The sequence below is a fragment of the Streptomyces sp. CNQ085 genome (genome assembly GCF_022614595.1).
Classification (GTDB): Bacteria; Actinomycetota; Actinomycetes; order Streptomycetales; family Streptomycetaceae; genus Streptomyces.
In genome coordinates this window covers 1-18,347 of sequence record NZ_JAJFAU010000087.1, presented here as the reverse complement: position 1 = coordinate 18,347, position 18,347 = coordinate 1, and the positions used below count along the sequence as shown (strand labels likewise).

General features: G+C 73.8%; 11 protein-coding genes and 2 pseudogenes. 7 read left to right on the top strand and 6 right to left on the bottom strand.

Annotated features, from left to right (window positions below):
* Positions 1-147: 147 nt before the first annotated feature.
* A complete protein-coding gene (locus LJ221_RS15500) occupies positions 148-1,074 on the bottom strand; it encodes a hypothetical protein (protein WP_241717324.1) in 927 nt (308 codons plus the stop codon).
* Between the two features lie 77 nt (positions 1,075-1,151).
* On the bottom strand, positions 1,152-3,185 hold the full coding sequence (locus LJ221_RS15495) for an acetoacetate--CoA ligase (protein WP_241717323.1): 2,034 nt from the start codon (positions 3,183-3,185) through the stop codon (positions 1,152-1,154).
* Positions 3,186-3,437: 252 nt separating this feature from the next.
* On the opposite strand from LJ221_RS15495, the gene LJ221_RS15490 reads away from it, so the two are divergent.
* From LJ221_RS15490 to glpK, 5 genes and pseudogenes are all read left to right on the top strand, one after another.
* Positions 3,438-5,819, top strand: coding sequence for a glycoside hydrolase family 31 protein (locus LJ221_RS15490; RefSeq protein ID WP_241717322.1), 2,382 nt, complete (start codon positions 3,438-3,440; stop codon positions 5,817-5,819).
* A gap of 146 nt (positions 5,820-5,965) precedes the next feature.
* Positions 5,966-6,781: a M15 family metallopeptidase gene (locus LJ221_RS15485; protein ID WP_241717327.1), complete on the top strand. Its 816-nt coding sequence runs from the start codon at positions 5,966-5,968 to the stop codon at positions 6,779-6,781.
* 285 nt (positions 6,782-7,066) lie between these two features.
* Positions 7,067-8,251 (top strand): annotated as a pseudogene (locus tag LJ221_RS15480) (EAL domain-containing protein); the annotation flags it as partial.
* A gap of 378 nt (positions 8,252-8,629) precedes the next feature.
* The gene (locus LJ221_RS15475; RefSeq protein ID WP_241717321.1) at positions 8,630-9,364 is read left to right on the top strand and encodes an MIP/aquaporin family protein; all 735 of its coding nucleotides are present in this window, start codon (positions 8,630-8,632) and stop codon (positions 9,362-9,364) included.
* A gap of 83 nt (positions 9,365-9,447) precedes the next feature.
* A complete protein-coding gene (gene glpK, locus LJ221_RS15470; RefSeq protein ID WP_241717320.1) occupies positions 9,448-10,968 on the top strand; it encodes a glycerol kinase GlpK in 1,521 nt (506 codons plus the stop codon).
* A gap of 91 nt (positions 10,969-11,059) precedes the next feature.
* On the opposite strand, the gene LJ221_RS15465 is transcribed toward glpK, so the two are convergent.
* Positions 11,060-11,686 carry an ATP/GTP-binding protein gene (locus LJ221_RS15465; protein ID WP_241717319.1) on the bottom strand — a complete coding sequence of 209 codons (627 nt, stop codon included), beginning with the start codon at positions 11,684-11,686 and terminating at the stop codon, positions 11,060-11,062.
* Between the two features lie 208 nt (positions 11,687-11,894).
* On the opposite strand from LJ221_RS15465, the gene LJ221_RS15460 reads away from it, so the two are divergent.
* Entirely contained in the window at positions 11,895-12,884 is a 990-nt protein-coding gene (locus LJ221_RS15460) for a Rieske 2Fe-2S domain-containing protein (RefSeq protein ID WP_241717318.1), read from the top strand.
* Between the two features lie 39 nt (positions 12,885-12,923).
* Here LJ221_RS15460 and LJ221_RS15455 read toward each other — a convergent pair whose 3' ends face one another.
* Together LJ221_RS15455 and LJ221_RS15450 are read right to left on the bottom strand one after the other, a co-directional pair.
* Positions 12,924-13,385: a DUF742 domain-containing protein gene (locus LJ221_RS15455; protein ID WP_241717317.1), complete on the bottom strand. Its 462-nt coding sequence runs from the start codon at positions 13,383-13,385 to the stop codon at positions 12,924-12,926.
* A gap of 71 nt (positions 13,386-13,456) precedes the next feature.
* The gene (locus LJ221_RS15450; RefSeq protein WP_241717316.1) at positions 13,457-15,949 is read right to left on the bottom strand and encodes a nitrate- and nitrite sensing domain-containing protein; all 2,493 of its coding nucleotides are present in this window, start codon (positions 15,947-15,949) and stop codon (positions 13,457-13,459) included.
* 310 nt (positions 15,950-16,259) lie between these two features.
* Between LJ221_RS15450 and LJ221_RS15445 the strand changes: the two genes are divergently transcribed.
* Complete coding sequence (locus LJ221_RS15445) at positions 16,260-16,550, top strand: hypothetical protein (protein ID WP_374228467.1); 291 nt, start codon at positions 16,260-16,262, stop codon at positions 16,548-16,550.
* Positions 16,551-16,562: 12 nt separating this feature from the next.
* On the opposite strand, the pseudogene LJ221_RS15440 reads toward LJ221_RS15445, so the two are convergent.
* Positions 16,563-18,347 (bottom strand): annotated as a pseudogene (locus LJ221_RS15440) (hypothetical protein); the annotation flags it as partial.

Genomic DNA, 18,347 nt, shown 5'->3' with positions numbered 1-18,347 from the left:
CCCCCCCCCCCCCCCCCCCGCCTCGGAGGGCGGTGAGCAGGCTCGGGCGGCCGCTCAGTCGGTGCTCTCCGGGGAGTGAGTCCCGCCTCCCTGCCTGTGAGGTTCCGGCTGGCCCGCCGCGGGCCGGCCGGAACCGGAGGGTGGGAGTCAGTGGCCGCCCCTCCGCCTCCCGTTCCGCCGGTCCTTCGCCGTGTGTCCCGGCAGTGGGAAGCCGGCCCGGTAGGCGAGACCGGGTTCCGGTGGGACCGGGTCCCCCGTACGGGTGTCGGTGCAGTAGGCGGAGAAGACCTCCGCCTCGGTGAGCGGGCGGAGACGGCCGCCGTTCAGGCTCCAGCCACGCACTTCCTCCCTGCCGTCGCGGACGGTGCGCATCACCACTCCCCCCGGCCGTCCGGTGGCCAGTCCCGCGGCGAGCACCGTACGGAAGGCCGTTTCCTCGGCGGTGGCCTGCTCCTTGCCGCCGCGCGGTGTGCGCTCGATGTGGAGGACGGCGACCAGGGGTCCGGTGGCCCCGGTGACGCTGCACACCAGGTGGTGGGCGCCCGGACCGGCTCCGGCGCCGAGCCGGTCCAGAATGCCGGAGGCGGCGTCGAGTGCCTCTCGTCCCAGATCTTCTCCGCAGCCGGGGCAGGGACCGAGGCCGGTGAGGGCGTCGGTGGCGCGGTCCCCGGTCCCCTGTCGCTCCCAGCCGTCGAGCAGCAGGGGCAGCAGCCGGTCCAGGGGCTGGCCCCGGTAGCGGACGGTGGCGCCGGTCGCGGCGATCTCGGCCACGTAGCACGCACGGCTGCCGGAGGTGTCGGGGTCGATCCGTTCCTGGGAGCAGAAGTGCGCGTAGTCGTCCGGTTCGAAGAGGCCGACGCGGGTGTGGACGCCCTGGGCGGTGAGCGAACGCAGCAGTCCTTCCGTCTGCCGCAGGTAGCGGTGGTGATCGTCGAAGGCGAATGTGGTGTAGCGGCGCATGGCCGCGAAGCCGGCCGGGTCGGCCACGACGGCGACCGTACTGGGCGCCTCGCGGCGCAGAGCCCGTCGTACCGTCTCAGGACGGCGGCGCTCGCGCCTTTCGCGGTGTGTCATGTCAGCTCCCCCTCGATCCCGTGTTCATCTGGTGACTCACGGTAGCCGAGGGGGCTGACAACGGGCTCTGGGGAGGTTCAGGGGGTGCGGCGTTCCCGGGCCAGGCGCTCGTAGAAGCGCAGGAGCCCGATGTCGTCGACCGAGCCGGGGTTGACCGCCTTGTCGAGGTCGGCGCCCTGGAGGAGACGCTTGACCGGGATCTCCAGCCGCTTGCCGGTGAGGGTGTGGGGGACGCCCTCGACCTCGATGATCTCGTCGGGGACGTGTCGGGGCGAGAGCTGTTCGCGGATGGACCGCCTGATCCGGTCGCGCAGGGCGTCGTCGAGGACGGCTTCCTGGGCGAGGTGGACGAACAGGGGCATCCAGTAGCCGCCGTCGGGCTGTTCCGCGCCGATGACGAGGGATTCGCGGATCTCCGGGAGACGTTCGACCACCTCGTAGATGTCGGCCGAGCCCATGCGGACACCCTGCCGGTTGAGGGTGGAGTCGGAGCGGCCGTGGATGACGACGGTGCCACGCGAGGTGAGGGTGGTCCAGTCGCCGTGTCGCCACACGCCGGGGAACATCTCGAAGTAGCTGTCGTGGTAGCGGGAGCCGTCCGGGTCGTTCCAGAAGCGGATCGGCATGGACGGCATGGGGCGGGTGACGACCAGCTCGCCGACCTCGTCGACGAGCGGCCTGCCGTGCGGGTCCCAGGACCGCAGGTCGGTGCCCAGGCCGGGGGCCTGGAGTTCGCCGATGTGGACGGGGAGTACGGGGACGGCGCCGGCGAAGCAGCTGCACACGTCGGTGCCGCCGCTGACGGAGGCGATCCACATGTCCTGGGCGACCTCGTCGTGGATCCAGCGGAATCCGTCGGGGGGGAGGGGGGAGCCGGTGGTGGCGACGCACCTGACTCGGGAGAGGTCGAGGTCGCGGCCGGGGCGGACGCCGGCCTTGCGGCAGGCCATGATGTAGGCGGCGGAGGTGCCGTAGAAGGTGGCACCGGTGCGTTCGGCCACGCGCCACTGGGCGTCGGTGCCGGGGTGGCCGGGGCTGCCGTCGTAGAGGACGACGGTGGCGCCGGCGAGCAGGCCGGAGACGAGGAAGTTCCACATCATCCAGCCGGTGGAGGTGTACCAGAAGAAGCGGTCCCCGGGGCCGAGGTCGCAGTGGAGGCCGAGCTGTTTGAGGTGCTCGACCAGGATGCCGCCCTGGGACTGGACGATGGCCTTGGGCAGTCCGGTGGTGCCGGAGGAGTACAGCACCCACAACGGGTGGTCGAAGGGTACGTGTTCGAAGACCGGTTCGGCCGGCGTGCCGTCGGTGGCGGTCAGGACGTCCCACTCCAGGGTGCCCTCGGGAGCCGGGGTGCCGAGCAGGGGGATGTGGACGACGGCGCGCAGGGAGGGCAGCTCGCGGCGCAGCTCGGCGACGGTGCCGGTGCGGTCGTGCTGCTTGCCACCGTAGCGGTAGCCGTCGACGGTGAACAGGACGACGGGTTCGACCTGCTGGAAGCGGTCCAGGACGCTGCGGGCGCCGAAGTCGGGGGCGCAGGAGGTCCACACGCCTCCGACGGCGGCGGTGGCCAGCAGGGCGACGGCGGCCTGGGGGATGTTGGGCAGGTAGCCGCTGACGCGGTCGCCGGGGCGCACCCCGAGGCGGCGCAGTTCGGCGGCGAGCGAGCCGACCTGGCGGCGCAGCTGCGCCCAGGTGACGGGGACCGGCTCGTGGCTCTCGTCGACGTACAGCAGGGCGGGGGTGTCGGCGCGGGCCGGGTCCTCGCCTGCGCGCAGGGCGTGCTCGGCGTAGTTGAGGGTGGCGCCGGGGAACCAGCGGGCGCCGGGCATGGCCGGGTCGGCGAGGACGGTCTCGTACGGGGCGGCGAAGCGTACGTCGAACCACTCGGCGACCGCCTGCCAGAAGGCTTCGAGCTCCTCGACGGACCATTGGTGCAGCGCGGCGTAGCTCGCGGCCGGGTCCGCGGGGACCGCGGCCGGGGCTCCGAAGCGTTCGGCGGCCCACGCCTGGAAGCGGGTGATCCGGGCGCCCTCGATCCGGTCTGGGCCGGGGCTCCACAGGGGCTCCGGCTGGTCTGCGGTCGTCGGTGCGGCGCTGTGCGCGGCGGTCATGGCGGCTCCCGGGCTGTTTTCCACGCTTCGTGTGCGTTCGTCTCCCCGCACCGCTCGGCCCCTGGGATGGTGGCCGGGGGCGTGCGGGTGCGCGGCGGCTGTGCAGGACTGTGCCATGTGATCGGTTTCCGCACCAGGTCCGATCCCCCATACCGGGGGGCCGGACGGTGTGGGGCAACCACGGGAGGACGCCCGGTGAACGGTGGTTGAACGTGACACCGGCCGCTTACCGGTGATGGCACTCTGATCAGCATGGATGCACGTGACCTGGTGCGGTCGATGAGACTGGTCGGTGCGGCGCGGGGGTTGCGTGCGGCTCGGACCGCGTGGCGGGGCCGGCGTACGGACGCCCGGGCGCTGCCGCGCGGTGGCCGGGAGCGGGCGCGGGTGCCGGGTCCGGCGCTGGGGGCCGAGCCGCGGCCGGGCGGCGGTGTGGTGCGCTTCGAGCGGTCATCGCTGCGAGTTCGGGTGACGGCGGGCGGGATGGTGTTCTGCGGCTGGGACGGTGCGGCGCCCGAGCCGTCGTACGCGCTGGCGGGCACGTATCCGCAGGCGGATCCGCGGGCGGTGCTGGAGCCGGACAAGGACGGCGGCTGGCGGGTGGTCTCCGAGCGGGTGCTGGTGACCGTGACCCGGCTGGGTGCGGTGGAGGTGCGCACTCCGGGCGGCGTGGTGCTGCGCCGTGATCTGCCGCCGCGCTGGTGGGAGCCGGCGGACGCCGCGGAGGGGGGCGTGGAGGGCGGTGCGGGGAGCCGGTGGACGCAGCGCTCGGAGGTGCCGGCGGACGCGCGGTTCTTCGGCCTGGGCGGGCGGGCGCCGGGGCCGGGGCTGCGTGGTGGTCCGTACCGGCTGTGGAACGCGGGCCCGGTCCCGTTCCGGGCGGGGCGCGGCGCGCGGTCGCTGACGATGCCGGTGCTGTGGGTGGTGGCGGACGCGGGCGGTCATCTGCTCTTCCACGACAATTCCTGGGACGGCCTGGTGACACTGCGCGAGGGTCTGGAGGGCGCGGGTTCCGGTCACGACCGGCCGGGCCGGTGCGAGGTGCGGATGGCGGGCGGTCCGCTGCGCTACTGGGTACTGACGGGTACGCCCTCACGGGTGCTGCACGGCTGGCGGGCGCTGACGGGTGCGCCCGTACTGCCGCCCCAGTGGGCGCTGGGCCACCAGGCGGGTCTGTGGGGGGCCGGCGGCGAGCGCGAGGTGCGGCGTGTGGTGGAGGGGTACGCCGAGCGGGGACTGCCGCTGAGCGCCGTGCATCTGGGGGCGGGCCACCACCGGCGGCGGCGGGGGTTCACGGTGGACTCGGGACGGTTTCCGGACCTGCCGGCCCTGGCGGCCTCGCTGCGCGGGCCGGAGGGTGACGGGGTGCGGCTGGTGTCGTGCGTCGACCCCGCGGTGCGGGTGGAGCCGGGTGAGGCGGTGTACGAGGACGGGCTCGGCGAGGACGCCTTCGTCCGGGATCCGCAGGGCGGGCCGGTGCGCGGGCTGGGCCTGGCGGGCGAGGCGGTGTACCCGGACTTCACCGATCCGCGGGTGCGCAAGTGGTGGGGAGGGCTGTACTCCGAACGGCTGGCGCAGGGGTTCGCCGGGTTCTGCCACGAGATGAACGATCCGGTCTCCCTGACGGCCTTCGGTGATCCGACACTGCCGCGGTCGGCCGGGCACTGCCTGGAGTCGCGCGGCGGCGACCACCGGGAGGCGCACAACGTCTACGCCCTGGAGATGGCCCGTGCGGGCTTCGACGCGCTGCGGGGCCTGCGCCCCCATGAGCGGCCGCTGCTGCTGTCACGCTCGGGCTGGGCGGGTCTGCAGCGTTACGGCGGCTCCTGGACGGACCAGACGTCGGCCGGCTGGGAGGGACTGCGGGACGCGCTCGCCCAGGTGATCGGTCTGGGGCTGTGCGGGGTGCCGTACTGCGGTGCGGACGTCGGGGGTCCGGCAGGGACACCCCGGCCGTCGCCCGAGCTGTATCTGCGCTGGTTCCAGCTGGCCGCGTACCTGCCGCTGTTCCGCACCCCCGCCGTGCCGGGGCCCGCGCGTCCGGAGCCGTGGGAGTTCGGCCCGGAGGTGCTGGAGCACGCACGGGCGGCGCTGCGCGAGCGGGAACGGCTGCTGCCGTACTTCGCGACGCTGGCCCGGCTGTCGAACCGCTCGGGGGCTCCGTACGTGCGCCCGCTGTGGTGGGCCGCGCCGAAGGACAGGATGCTGCGGGAGTGCGAGGACGCGTTCCTGCTGGGGGACGCGCTGCTGGTGGCTCCGGTACTGGAGCCGGGAGTGGTGCGCCGTACCGTGCGGCTGCCGCGCGGGCGGTGGTACGACACGGCCACGGGGCGGGTTCACAGGGGCCCGGGCCGGGTGGTCGTCGAGGCTCCGCGGGCACGGATCCCGGTGCTGGCCCGGGCGGGATCGGTGGTGCCGGTGGCCGGCCCGGAGGGCGGGATCGAGCTGGAGGTGTGGGCGCCGCCTCCCGGGCGTACGGGTGGCGGCGTGGTGGCCGCGGACCCGGGGGACGGCTTCGGCCGGGTGGAGCTGGAGCGGTTCTCGGTACGGATGCTGGGCCAGGAGACGGTGGTGGCGCGGGAGGGGGGCTCGGAAGTGGGGTACCCGGTGCGGGTGCGCGGCACGGGAGCGTGAGCGCGCGGGAAGGCGCGGAGCCTGCGCGCGGGGCGCGTGGGCGGTCTTCCGGAACACACCGGCACCTGGTGGACGGAGGGGTCATGCCGATCAGGGAACCGATCACTTCGCCGTCCGCACGGCCGGCCGGGGAACCCGTCGCGCGAATGCCCGGGGCGCGCTCCCCGGCGGCCGCGGTCCTCCTCGTGCTCGCCGTGCTCCTCGCTCCAGCCGTCCTCGTCACCGCGGCGCCGTCCGCGCGGGCCGAGTCGGAGCCGAAGGCTCCGGCGGAGTTCGTGGCGCTCTCCGAGGTGGATCCGACGATCCTCCAGGAGATCCGATACACCACCGCGCACAACTTCGTCGGCGATCCCGTCGACGGGTACCGCAAGCCGACGTGTCTGCTGACCCGCGACGCCGCCGAGGCCCTGCGCCGGGCGCAGTGGAAGCTGCTGTGGCGGGGGTACTCGCTGAAGGTCTACGACTGCTACCGCCCGCAGCGGGCCGTGGACCACTTCCTGGCGTGGGCGCAGGACCTCGGCGACCAGCGGATGAAGGAGGAGTTCTACCCCCGGGTGGACAAGACTCGGTTGTTCTCGGACGGGTACATCGCCGAGCGCTCCGGGCACAGCCGGGGCAGCACCGTCGACCTGACCCTGGTGCGGCTGCCCGCCTGGCCGACCCGGCCGTATGTACCCGGTGAGCCGCTGACACCGTGCTTCGCGTCTCCCCGGGAGCGTTTCCCGGACAGCTCGGTGGACATGGGGACCGGTTACGACTGCTTCGACACCCTGTCGCACACCCTGGACCCGCGGATCACCGGCGGACAGCGGGCCAACCGGCTGCTGCTGAAGGAGTCGCTGGAGGAGGTGGGTTTCGTGAACTACGAGGCCGAGTGGTGGCACTACACCTTCCGGCAGGAGCCGTTCCCCGACACCTACTTCGACTTCCCCGTGCACAGCAGGTCGCTCACCGGGCGCTGAGCCGGCCCCCTCCCGTGGTGCGCGCCGCCCCGCGTGCGGTGGTGCCGGGCGCGGGGCGCACGGCCGGCGGAGCGGCACCGCCCCCGTGGGTCCCGTACCGCCGTCGTCCGGTGGTGGTGCCGCCTGCCGTTCCGCGGCGGTTCTGGGTGCGGCGCACTGTCATCCGTTCGTCGCGTTTCCCGGGTCCTCCGCCTGCCCGCGGGGCGGTGCCCGCGCCGCGGAAATGCTCGTGAACTCTGTACGAACACCCCCTACGGCTCCTCGGGAGGGCAGCATGCTGGTGCCGTGCGTGCCTGGACGAGCCAACTCCGATTCGCCTACCAGCCGGTCGTGGACCTCCGAACCGGTTCCGTGACGGCCCTGGAGGCCCTGGCGCGCTCCGAGAGGGGCGATGTCGTGGCCGAGGCGTGCCGCGACCCGGAGCTGGACGCCGAGCTGGCCGCGCTGGCCTTGCGGTCCGCCGCGCGACTGGAGGGGCTGTTGCCCCTCCACGTCAACGTCTTCGCCACCACCCTCGCCGGGCTCGGCGACCTCGCCGCGCTGCGCCGGGCCGCACGGGACGCCGGCCGCCGCCCGTGGGAGGTGACGCTCGACATCGTCCCGCGGCCGTCGTCGGCGCACCGCGGTGAGTCCGTGCACCGCGAGGCGCTGGTGTCGGCGGTCGGCGCTCTGCGCGAGGAGGGCTTCCGGATCTGTGTGGACGGGGTCGGTTCCGGGGACCCGCCGCTGCTGCTGCTCGCCGACCTCTCTCCCGACCTGCTCAAGGTGGACGCCGCGGTCGTGGCCGGGCTGCCGCACCGGCCCGCCTACCGGGCGGCGGTCGCCGGACTGCGGCGGTTCTGCGACGGCGTCGGAGCCCTGTTGGCCGTCGAGGGGGTGGAGACCGAGTTGCAGTACACGTTCGCGCGGGCGGTCGGCGCACACCTGGCGCAGGGTCACCTGTTCGCTCCGCCCGCACGCCGCCCGGCCGTCGAGGTCCGTGTACCGGTCTGCCCGCCCGCCGCTCCGCCGGCCGGGACGGGTTCGCAGGGTCCGCCGGTCGCGGAGTTCCTGCACCCGGCGGCCCTGCTGCCCCTGTCGGCCTCCGCCTCCCAGGTGCGGGCGCTGCTCACCGGATCGCCGGAGGTGACCGGGGTGATGCTGGTGGATCCCGACGGGGTGCCGGTGCGCGCGGTGGACCGGGACCGCTTCCTGCTGGCCATGTCGGGCCGGTACGGCCACGCCCTGTACGCCGACCGGCCCGCGCTCCGGCTGGCGGACCGGCCGCGCACGGTCCGGGTGGGCGCCACCGCCTGGGAGGTGCTCGACGTGGTGGCCGCCGGGGACAGCGGCCGTACGGCCGACGACGTGGCGGTCGTGGACGAGGCGGGGCGCTGCGTGGGGGTGGTGCGGTTGGCCGAGGTGATCAGGGCTCTGGCCGACAGCCGGATGGAGGATGCTCCGGGATGTGACCGGCTCACCCGGACGCCCCGCCCGCGCGTGGGCTGAGCCGCCTCCGGGCGGGATGCCGGGGTGTCAGGCCGCCTGGCCGGGAGGGCCGGTGTGGCCCGCGCGATCGGCCGTGGGGCGTGCCGTGGGGTACGGGACGGCGTGGGTACGCCTCGCTCCGCGGGTTGCCTTGACGCTCCTCCTCCCCGGGTGAACACTTCCGATTATCAGACGGTATCGCCGCATGTCGGTCTTCATGACCGGACGCTTCCCGGGGCGGTCCCGCCGGACACGCACGCTCGCCGCGGACGCCGGGTGGGGCACGGCTGTGCCGTGTCGCCGGGTTCGCCGGCACACCACAGCGCACCCCGCAGGGACGCCCGGGGCCACTGCCCGGGGTGACGGCATGGAGGAGCGGCAATGAACCTTCCCAACAGCGACATCTTCATCGGCGAGATCATCGGAACGGGCCTCCTGATCCTCTTCGGCGCGGGAGTCAACGCCGCCATCACCCTCAACCGTTCCAAGGCGCAGAACGCGGGCTGGATCGTCATCGCCTTCGGATGGGGCTTCGGGGTGCTCACGGGCGCCTACACCGCGGCACCGCTGTCCGGGGGGCACATCAACCCCGCCGTGACCGTGGGCATCGCCACCCAGACGGGGGAGAACTGGGACAAGGTCCCGGTCTACATCGCGGGGCAGATAGTCGGCGCGGTGCTCGGCGCCGTACTGGCATGGCTGGTCTATTACTCGCAGTTCGCGCTGAACCGCGACAAGGAGACCGCGACGCCGACCCTCGGCATCTTCTCGACGATCCCGGAGGTCCGCAGCCCGGCGGCCAACCTGATCACCGAGATCATCGCGACCATCGCCCTGGTGCTGCCGATCCTGGCCTTCGGCCTGACCGAAGGACTGGGCGAGTCCGGCACCACGCTCCTCATCGTCGCGCTGCTGGTCGTCGGGATCGGCCTGTCACTGGGCGGTCCCACCGGCTACGCCATCAACCCGGCCCGCGACCTGGGCCCCCGCATCGCCCACGCACTGCTGCCCATCCCCAACAAAGGCACCTCCGACTGGGGGTACTCCTGGGTTCCTGTGGTGGGGCCGATCATCGGAGGCGTCCTCGGGGCACTCGTCTACAACATCGCTTTCTGATCCGGGCCCGAAGGGCCGGAGGGATACCGGGGAGAGCGGGAAGGACCGAGGACGACCAGCAGAAGGGGACCGGAGGAACCGCCATGACGGACACCGCAGCCACCCACGTCGCCGCGATCGACCAGGGCACCACGTCGAGCCGCTGCATCATCTTCGACCACGATGGCGCGATCGTCGCCGTCGACCAGCGCGAGCACCGGCAGATCTTCCCCAAACCCGGCTGGGTGGAGCACGATGCCACCGAGATCTGGTCCAAGGTCCAGGCCGTGGTCGCGGGAGCGCTCGCCAAGGCGGGACTGCGCGGCCGCGACCTGAGTGCGCTGGGCATCACCAACCAGCGCGAGACGACCGTGCTGTGGGACCGCGCCACCGGCAAGCCGGTCCACAACGCCATCGTCTGGCAGGACACCCGAACCTCCGCCCTCTGCCGGGAGCTGGGCGGCGACGTGGGGAAGGACCGCTTCCGCGACCGGACCGGGCTCCCGCTGGCCAGCTACTTCTCCGGGCCGAAGGCTGCCTGGCTGCTGAAGCACGTGCCCGGGCTGCGCGAGCGCGCCGCCGCGGGCGAGATCGCCTTCGGCACCATGGACTCCTGGCTGGTCTGGAACCTCACCGGCGGCACGGAGGGCGGTGTGCACGTCACGGACGTCACCAACGCCAGCCGGACCATGCTGATGAACCTGGAGACCCTCCAGTGGGACTCCTCGATTCTGGAGGCCATGGGCATTCCCGAGGCGATGCTGCCCGAGATCCGCCCCTCGGCCGAGGTCTACGGCACCACCTCGGTGGGCACGAGCACCGGGGTGCCGGTCGCCTCCGCGCTCGGCGACCAGCAGGCCGCCATCTTCGGCCAGACCTGCTACGACGTCGGCGACGCCAAGAACACCTACGGCACCGGCTCGTTCCTGCTGCTGAACACCGGTCACCGCCCGGTGACCTCCAAGAGCGGTCTGGTGACCACGGTGGGCTACCAGCTCGGCGGCGAGCGGCCCGTCTACTGCCTGGAGGGGTCGATCGCCATCACCGGCGCCCTGGTGCAGTGGTTCCGCGATCAGCTCGGGATCATCCGGGAGGCCGCCGAGATCGAGTCCCTGGCCGCGAGCGTGGAGGACAACGGCGGCGCGTACATCGTCCCGGCCTTCTCCGGACTGTTCGCCCCGTACTGGCGCTCGGACGCACGCGGCGTCGTCACCGGTCTGACCCGGTACGTCACCAAGGCGCATCTGGCACGGGCCGTGCTGGAGGCGACGAGCTGGCAGACGCGTGAGGTCGTCGACGCGATGTACCAGGATTCCGGGGTCGAGATCACCAGCCTCAAGGTGGACGGCGGCATGACCGCCAACGGGCTGTTGATGCAGCACCAGGCTGATGTGCTGGACGTGCCGGTGATCCGGCCGGTGGTCTCCGAGACCACCTGCCTGGGCGCAGCGTACGCGGCCGGTCTGGCCACCGGGGTCTGGTCGGACCTGGAGGAGCTCAGGACACACTGGAGGAAGGACGCCGAGTGGACCCCGCGGATGGACGCGGAGGTCCGTGAGCGGGAGCACCGCAACTGGCGCAAAGCCGTCGAGCGCAGCTTCGGCTGGGAGGAGGACGGCGGCTGAGTGTCCCCGCCGGCGTCTCGGCGGTCCCGGGTCCGGGGCCGCCGAGACACGTGTTCCCGGCCGGGGAGCGCCCGGGCGCGGAACGCCCGGGTCAGGGGGCGCCCGCGGTCATGGCGTGCTCGACGACCGAGGCCAGTACCTCGCGCACGGAGCCGCGGTCGCGCACGTCGCACGGCAGGACCGGCACCGTCGCGTCCAGCCCCAGCGCGGCACGCACCGCCCCCTTCGGGGGCCGGCCGGCGCCGTCGGAGTAGTTGACCGCCACGGCGTAGGGGACGGCGTGGCGTTGAAGGCGGTCGAGTGCGCCGAGACAGTCCCGCGGGCGGCGGATGTCGGCGAGGAGCACCGCACCGAGCGCCCCCGGGACCAGCTCCTCCCACAGGGGACGGAAGCACTCCTGCCCCGGGGCTGCGAGGAGGCAGAGGGTCAACCGCCCGCTCAGGGTGATACGGCCGAAGTCCATGGCGACGGTGGCCCTGTGCGCATCGGCCTCCTCCGCTTCCGCCGCTTCCCGCATCCGTCCCGGTCGGCCGTACGGGAGGCGGGCCCCGCCCAGGAAATCCTCGGCACGCAGGGGTCCGACCTCGCTGGCGGAGCCGACCAGAGTGGTCTTACCCGCTCCGGGACCGCCTGCCACCAGCACCTTCAGTGCCATCGGCGGGGCGGTGGCGGCGTTCCCCCGGCGCTCCCGGCAGGCGCCGGAGTCCGCGAAGACCATCGGTTCTTCCTCCGCATCTCGCAGTGCGGCCCGCACCTCGCGGTGCCGCCCGTCGGAGCAAGCGATCGTTCCTTACCGGCGCTGTGACGACAAGTCCCCGGAACGGCCGGGAAGAAATCCGGCCAACCACCACCGGGGGCGGCCGGGCGCGGCCTCCTGCCACCTCGGCGGGTCGTTTACGGGCGGTATCGTCAGGGAACTGGGCGGTATGCCTGTTTATCAGAACCTCCGCACAGCCCTCTCGGCCGCCCGTTCCGCCGCCCGTTCCGTACTTCCGGATCCCGAGCGCCCGGGACGGGTGCTGACCACGGTGGAGAGGCTGGAGAGCACCCCTCGTCTCGACGCCGCCCTCGGACCGCTGCGGCGTGCCGTACGCGCGCTTCCGCTGGGCGGCGCACGCGACGCCCTGCACGGACGCTGGCTGGGCCACGCGGTGCACCCGCTGATGGTCCAGATCCCCATCGGAACCTGGATTTCCGCCGCCGTGCTCGACCTGCTGCCCGGGCAGCGCCGCGCCGCCGATGTCCTGGTGGGGGTGGGCCTGGCGTCCGCCGGCCCGGCCGCCCTGACAGGCTGGGTGGACTGGGCCGAGCTGCGCAAACCGCAGATGCGGGTCGGGCTGGTGCACGCCGCGGCCAACGCCACGGCCGTCGGGCTGTACTCGGCCTCGCTGAGCGCCCGGCTGCACGGCCGGCGGGCCCGGGGCCGTCTGCTGGGGTTCGCGGGGCTGGCCGTGGTGAGCGCGGGAGGGGCCCTGGGTGGCCACCTGGCGTACCGGCAGGCCGCCGCCGTCAACCACGCCGAGCAGGTGCCCGCCGTGGTCGAGCCCGGCTGGCACCCCGTCGGCGATATGGCGGACCTGCCGGTCGGCGAGCCGGTCAGGCGGTATGTGGGCGAGACTCCGGTGGTCGTCGTACGCGAGCCCGGCGGACAGGTGCACGCCCTGGCCGAACGGTGCAGCCACATGGCCGGGCCGCTGTCGCAGGGCACAGTCGCAGACGGATGCGTGCGGTGCCCCTGGCACGGCAGCGTCTTCCGCCTGGCGGACGGCTGGAACGTGAAGGGGCCCGCGACCTCTCCCCAGCCGGTCTTCGAGACCCGGCTGGTGGACGGACGGGTGGAGGCACGTCTGCTCCAGGACCCGGTCGAGGCTCACCACCCCGTGGCCGGGGCGGCGGGCCGGACCGGACCGGCCTGAGCGGACCGGCCGCGGCACCGGAGGGGGTCCGGAAGAAGTTCAGAGCGCCCGCAGGCCGTTGATCACATCGCGCAGAATACGCTCGTCCGGCAGCTCGGCCGGGGGCACGGGACGGGTGACGCGAACCAGTTCGGCCTCGACGAGATCCCCGACCAGAACGCGTACGACGCCCAGCGGCAGGTCCAGCACGGCCGCCAGTTCGGCGACCGGTTGAGGGGCCCGCCGACACCGGGCGACGATGTCGAGATGCTCCGGGCCGAGGACGGCGGCCTCGCCGCCCGCGGCAGCGGCATCGCGCGGGCCGCCGGCCGGGAGCCGGGTCCCGCCGTCTCCGGTCGGCCCGGCGCCCGAAGACGCGTCCGGGAGGCCGTCCACCTCTTCGGCGATCACCAGCGCGACCGGATCGATACGGCTTCCGGTCGCGCTGCGGGTGCGGCCGCGCGTCATGGCGTACGGCCGGACCACCGGTCCGGCGGCGTCGTCGAACCAGCGGTCCGTCATGGCGGACTCACCCCGCACCGGCCGCGACACACCGGGCCGGGGCCACCGGAGCGCCCGGGAGCCGACCCGGCTCACCCGTCGCTCGGATGGCGCCCTCCACGGTGCAGTGCACTGTGGTCATCGGCCGTCCCCCTCCAGTGTGTCGGTCGCGGTGTCCTGTCGCCCGAACCGGTCCCACCGTCCGAGCCGTTCCCGTCCCCGGAGTCGCCCACACCCGTGTCGCCGGGAGAGTTCACGCTCTGCTGCCGCCCGCGCCGCAGTCCGTGCTGGAGCGAAGCCATCCGGGCGCGGGCGCGGTCCGCGTCCCTTCCCCGGTCCCGGCCGTGGTCCTGGTCCCGGTTCTCCTCCGGGGACCGGTGGGCTCCGGGCCGGAGCTCCCTGACGAATCCGGTGCCGCCTCCCTCACCGGGCGGGCGGCGGAGCGGGGGCCGCGGCGGCGGTTCGCCGCGGTGGCCGGCCGGGGGCTCGCGCAGCAGGGCCCCGACGCCTCCGCCGGTCTCCTCGGATCCCCCTTCTCGCGACCCCGGTTCGGCCGGACCGGACCGGGCCGCCGCGATGACGGGCCGAGCGCCGCGCAGCGGAAGCCCCGCGGCGGTCCGGACGCCGTCCGTGCGGTGCCCGGCGTCGCCGGCCTCCTCCCCCGCCGCCACCGCGTCCCGGGGGGCGGCGGGGATCTCGGTGAGCAGCGCGCCGGGGATGAGCACGACGGCGGTGGTGCCGCCGTAGGGAGAGGGCTGCAGGCAGACGCGGACGTTCTGGCGCCGACCGAGCCGGGAGACGACGAACAGGCCGAGCCGGTCGGTGTCGGAGAGCCGGAAGTCGGGGGCCTCGGAGAGCCTGAGGTTGGCCTCCAGCAGCGCGTCGGGGGACATGCCCAGACCCCGGTCGTGGATCTCCAGGGCGAAGCCGCTGGGAACCCTCTCGCCGAGTACCTGGACCGCGGTGTGCGGTGGTGAGAACACCGTGGCGTTCTCCAGGAGTTCGGCGACGAGGTGGGTCAGGTCGGCGATGGCGGCGCCGTCGACCGCGAGCGGGGGCAGCCCTCGAACCTCGATCCGCTCGTAGTCCTCCACCTCGGAGACGGCGGCACGGACGACGTCCATCAGCGGGATGGGTTTGCGCCACTGACGGGAGGGGGTGGCGCCGGAGAGGATGACCAGGCCCTCCGCGTGACGGCGCATACGGGTGGTGAGATGGTCCAGCCGGAAGAGGTCGGCCAGTTCCCCGGGGTCCTCGGTGCGGCGCTCCATCGCGTCCAGCAGGGTGAGCTGGCGGTGCAGCAGCACCTGGCTGCGGCGGGCGAGGTTGACGAAGACCTCGGAGACACCGCGCCGCACGTCCGCCTGTCTGACGGCGGCCTCGACGGCGGACCGCTGGAGGGTGTTGAGGGCCTGGCCGACCTGCCCGATCTCGTCACGTCCGTACTCCAGGCGCGGTGCCTCGGTCTCCACATCGACCTGCTCGCCCGCGGCGAGCCGCCGCATGACCTCGGGCAGCCGTACGCCCGCCGCCTCTCCCGCCTCCCTGCGCAGGGCACCGAGGTCGCGGACCAGGCCGCGGCCGATGCGCAGGGAGACGGCCACGGAGACGACGACGGCCGCGAAGCCCAGGATGCCGACGACCGCGGCGCGCAGCAGCACGGAGTCCACCTCCGGCTCGACCCGCCGGTGGTAGCGCTCGCCGGTCTCCCGGTCCATGCGCCGCAGTTCCTCCAGGACGGCGCCGGATGTCTTCTGCCAGCGCTCCGCGTCGAATGCCTTCAGCGCTCCCCCGGCGCCGGCGCCGATGATCGAATCCTCGGCCGCGCGCAGTGTCCGGCCGTCGGTGCCGGACCAGAACCTCTGGTACCCCTCCCGGTCCTCGGCGGACAGCATCGACAGATGCGTGCGGTAGGCGAGTTCGCGTTCGGCCACCCGGTCGGACACGGCCCGCAGCTGATCCCCGGTCATCCGGCCGGCCGTGAAAGCGGCAGCCAGCAGGGCGTCCTGGCGGGAGAGGTACTCGCGGGCGCGGGAGAGTCCGATGAGAGCGCGGCCCTCCCTCTCCAGCCGGATGTCGTCGACACCGCGCACGCCGGTGAGGAAGGTGTGGCAGGGGTCGACGAGCGCGTTGTAAGCGTCGTAGGCGTCCTGGCGTTCGATGGTGTTGTCCGCGACCCGGGCACGCAGCCTGCCCAGTCGGTCGAACGCGGTCAGGAGATCGTCCAGGCGCCTGCGGGGGTCGCCGTCCAGCTCACCGCGGATCTCCTCGCCCCCGGCCCGGGCACGCAGGGCCGCCACGGCCTCGTCGGTGGCTCGCTGCCCGTCGCGCAGGGCTGTCAGGGAGTCGGAGCGGCGCGGATCGGCGAGGTGGACGAGGGTGCTGCGGCGTTCGGCCTGGACGGCGAGGACTGCCTCCTGGACCGGTTCGCCGAGCTCGCCCATGACGGCCGCGGCGTCGAGCATCCGGTCCGCCTCACGGCCGGTGATCACAGTGGCGAACGCCCAGATCGAGGTGAGCGCCACCAGCGGGACCAGCATGAGCGCCACGATCTTCCGCCGGATCGACTTGCCGCGAAAGCGCATGGCCTCCCCTGTGTCCACCCCCGTCGAGCGGGAGCATGGGTTCCCTCAGCAAACGGCGCGAGCCTACTACTGGTAACGGGCGGGCCGCGGTCTCGTCCGGAATATCGGGCCCTCTGCGGCGCCTGTCGCGCGCTGTTGTGACGCTGTGTTGTGATACGCCGTATGCCGCACGGTGCGCGGGGAACGCGCGCACGGCAGGGCACGGGGAGACCGCATGGGGCTGAGCAGGGCCGACTGGGGACCGGGTGGGTTCGATCAGTTTCGATCGGACCGGGATGAGGATGTGTTGTACGAGGAGAGTGGAGATCGTATGGACTCCGAGCCCGGGCTGCCCGACCCGGTGAGGGCGGCGGCCGTGCGCGCGGTCATCCTCGTGGCCGTGACCCTGGTGCTGGTGATGGCCGCCGTCCTGTGCTCCCTGGCGCGGGTGTGGCTGGCCCTCCCCATGGTGCTCGCGGCGGTGGCGAGCACGGTGGTCACCACCTGGGGCGTGCTGGACGTGTGGGTCACCCGGCAGATGTGGAACCAGCGCAACGGGGTGATCTCCACGCCGAGCAGCGCGGCGCGCGAGCGCGGCACGTTCCGCCGGAGACACGGCTGACGGCCCCGGGCCTCAGCCGGGGACGCCGGACGCGCCCGCCGTGGTGGTCTCCTCGCCGGGGGCGGTCGGCGCCGGTACGGAGGGCGGCACCTCCTGTGGCCGGCCGGCGGCGGGGCGGCGGAACATCCGGGTGGCGGTGATCTCGCCGTGCACCGGCTCCGCCTCCGGGTCCTGTTCGGGCAGTCCGGGGCGCAGGTGCTCCTCGACGCTGATGTACTTCAGCCCCGCCCGCAGGTCGGCGTCGTTGCGCAGCCGGATGACCAGCGGGAACTCCGCCAGCGCCGTGGTGTCGAACAGGCCGGTGGTGTAGAGGAGCTGGACGCCCAGCGCGTCGGCGACCGCGCGCTGGAGCTCCAGCAGATAGGTGGCGTTGGCCCGGCCGATGGGGTTGTCGAGGAAGAGCGTGCCCGCGTGCCGGTGCCGGTCGCGGCCCCGGTCGTTGCTGCGCAGCGCGGCCATCGTGCAGTACAGGGCGATGGCCGCGGTCAGCAACTGGCCGCCGGAGAAGACGTCCCCCATCTGCCCGACCGGCACCCGCTCGGCGCGCAGCACCGCGTCGGGCTTGAGGATCTCCACCGACACCCCGCGCGGCCGGAGGGCGGCGTGTACGCCCCGCAGCAACAGCGTCATGCCGTCCCGGCGCAGGTCGGAGTTGCGGCGGACGGCCGCCCGGGTGGCCTCGTCGATGACTTCCCCCAGCCATCCGGTGAGGGCGGCCTGGTCGGGGTCCTCGAAGCGGATGCGCAGGAACTCCTGGCCGGACCACTCCCCCAGTCCGTCGGGGAGCCGGGACAGGCGCTGCGCGGAGCGGAGGGTGGCAAGCGAGGACTCCACCAGGCCGCGCAGCCGGTCCACGATGCTGTCCCGGTTGCGTTCCAGTTGTTCCAGCTCGTCGGTCAGGACGCGCAGACGGGGCTCGAAGGCGGCGGCCCAGGAGGCGGCGTGGTCGGGCAGGGCGGCGGCCGGCAGCTCGCGGATCTGCTGGCGGGCTGGGGTTCGCACCTGTTCGTAGCGGGTGGAGTTGGCGTGCCGTACCAGGACGTCGCTCGCCTCGCGCACGGCCGACTCGGCGGCGGTGAGGTCCGCGGCGCAGCCGCGCAGGGAACGGCGGGCCTCGGCGGCCGTCTGCCGGGCCTGGTCGAGGACGCCGCCGTACGGCTCGGGCCGCTCCCCACCCTCCTCCGTACCCGTACCGCCCGTACCGTGCGGGTCGCGCAGCAGGTCGCGGAGCATGGCCGCCAGTTCGTCGAAGGCCCCGGCGGCGTCCTCGGCTGCGCGCTGGGTGCGCAGCAGCTCGGCATGGGCGGCGCGGGCGGCCTCCAGCGCGTCGGTGCGGGCGGCCAGTTCGGTGTTGGCGCCGCGCAGCAGGGTCTGGGCCTGCTCGGCGTCGGCGGGGACCAGATCCCGCGGCAGTTCGGTGTAGGCGTCCCGGCCCTCTCCGGGGCCCAGCCGCTCGGCCTCGCCGCGCAGCCTGCCGAGCTGCTCGCTGGCAGCCGATGCGCGGGACTCCAGCATCTGGACCAGGGCCTCGGCGCGGGCCGCGGCGGCCTGCCGGGAGGGCCCGTCGGCGCCGTCCGGATCTTCCAGGAGCTGGGCGGCGCGGGCGCGGACCTTGTTGGTGAGCCGGTCCAGGGCGGCGCGTGCGGCGCTCTCGTCGCCCTCGGCCCGTGCCTGCTCGGCGCGGAGGTCCGCGCCGACCCCGACCTTCTCGTAGAGCTGGGAGGCCGCTCGGTAGGCCTCGCGCAGGGCGGGCAGGGAGGCGGGGGGACCGGCGGGCGGCGCGGCGGTGTCCGGGCC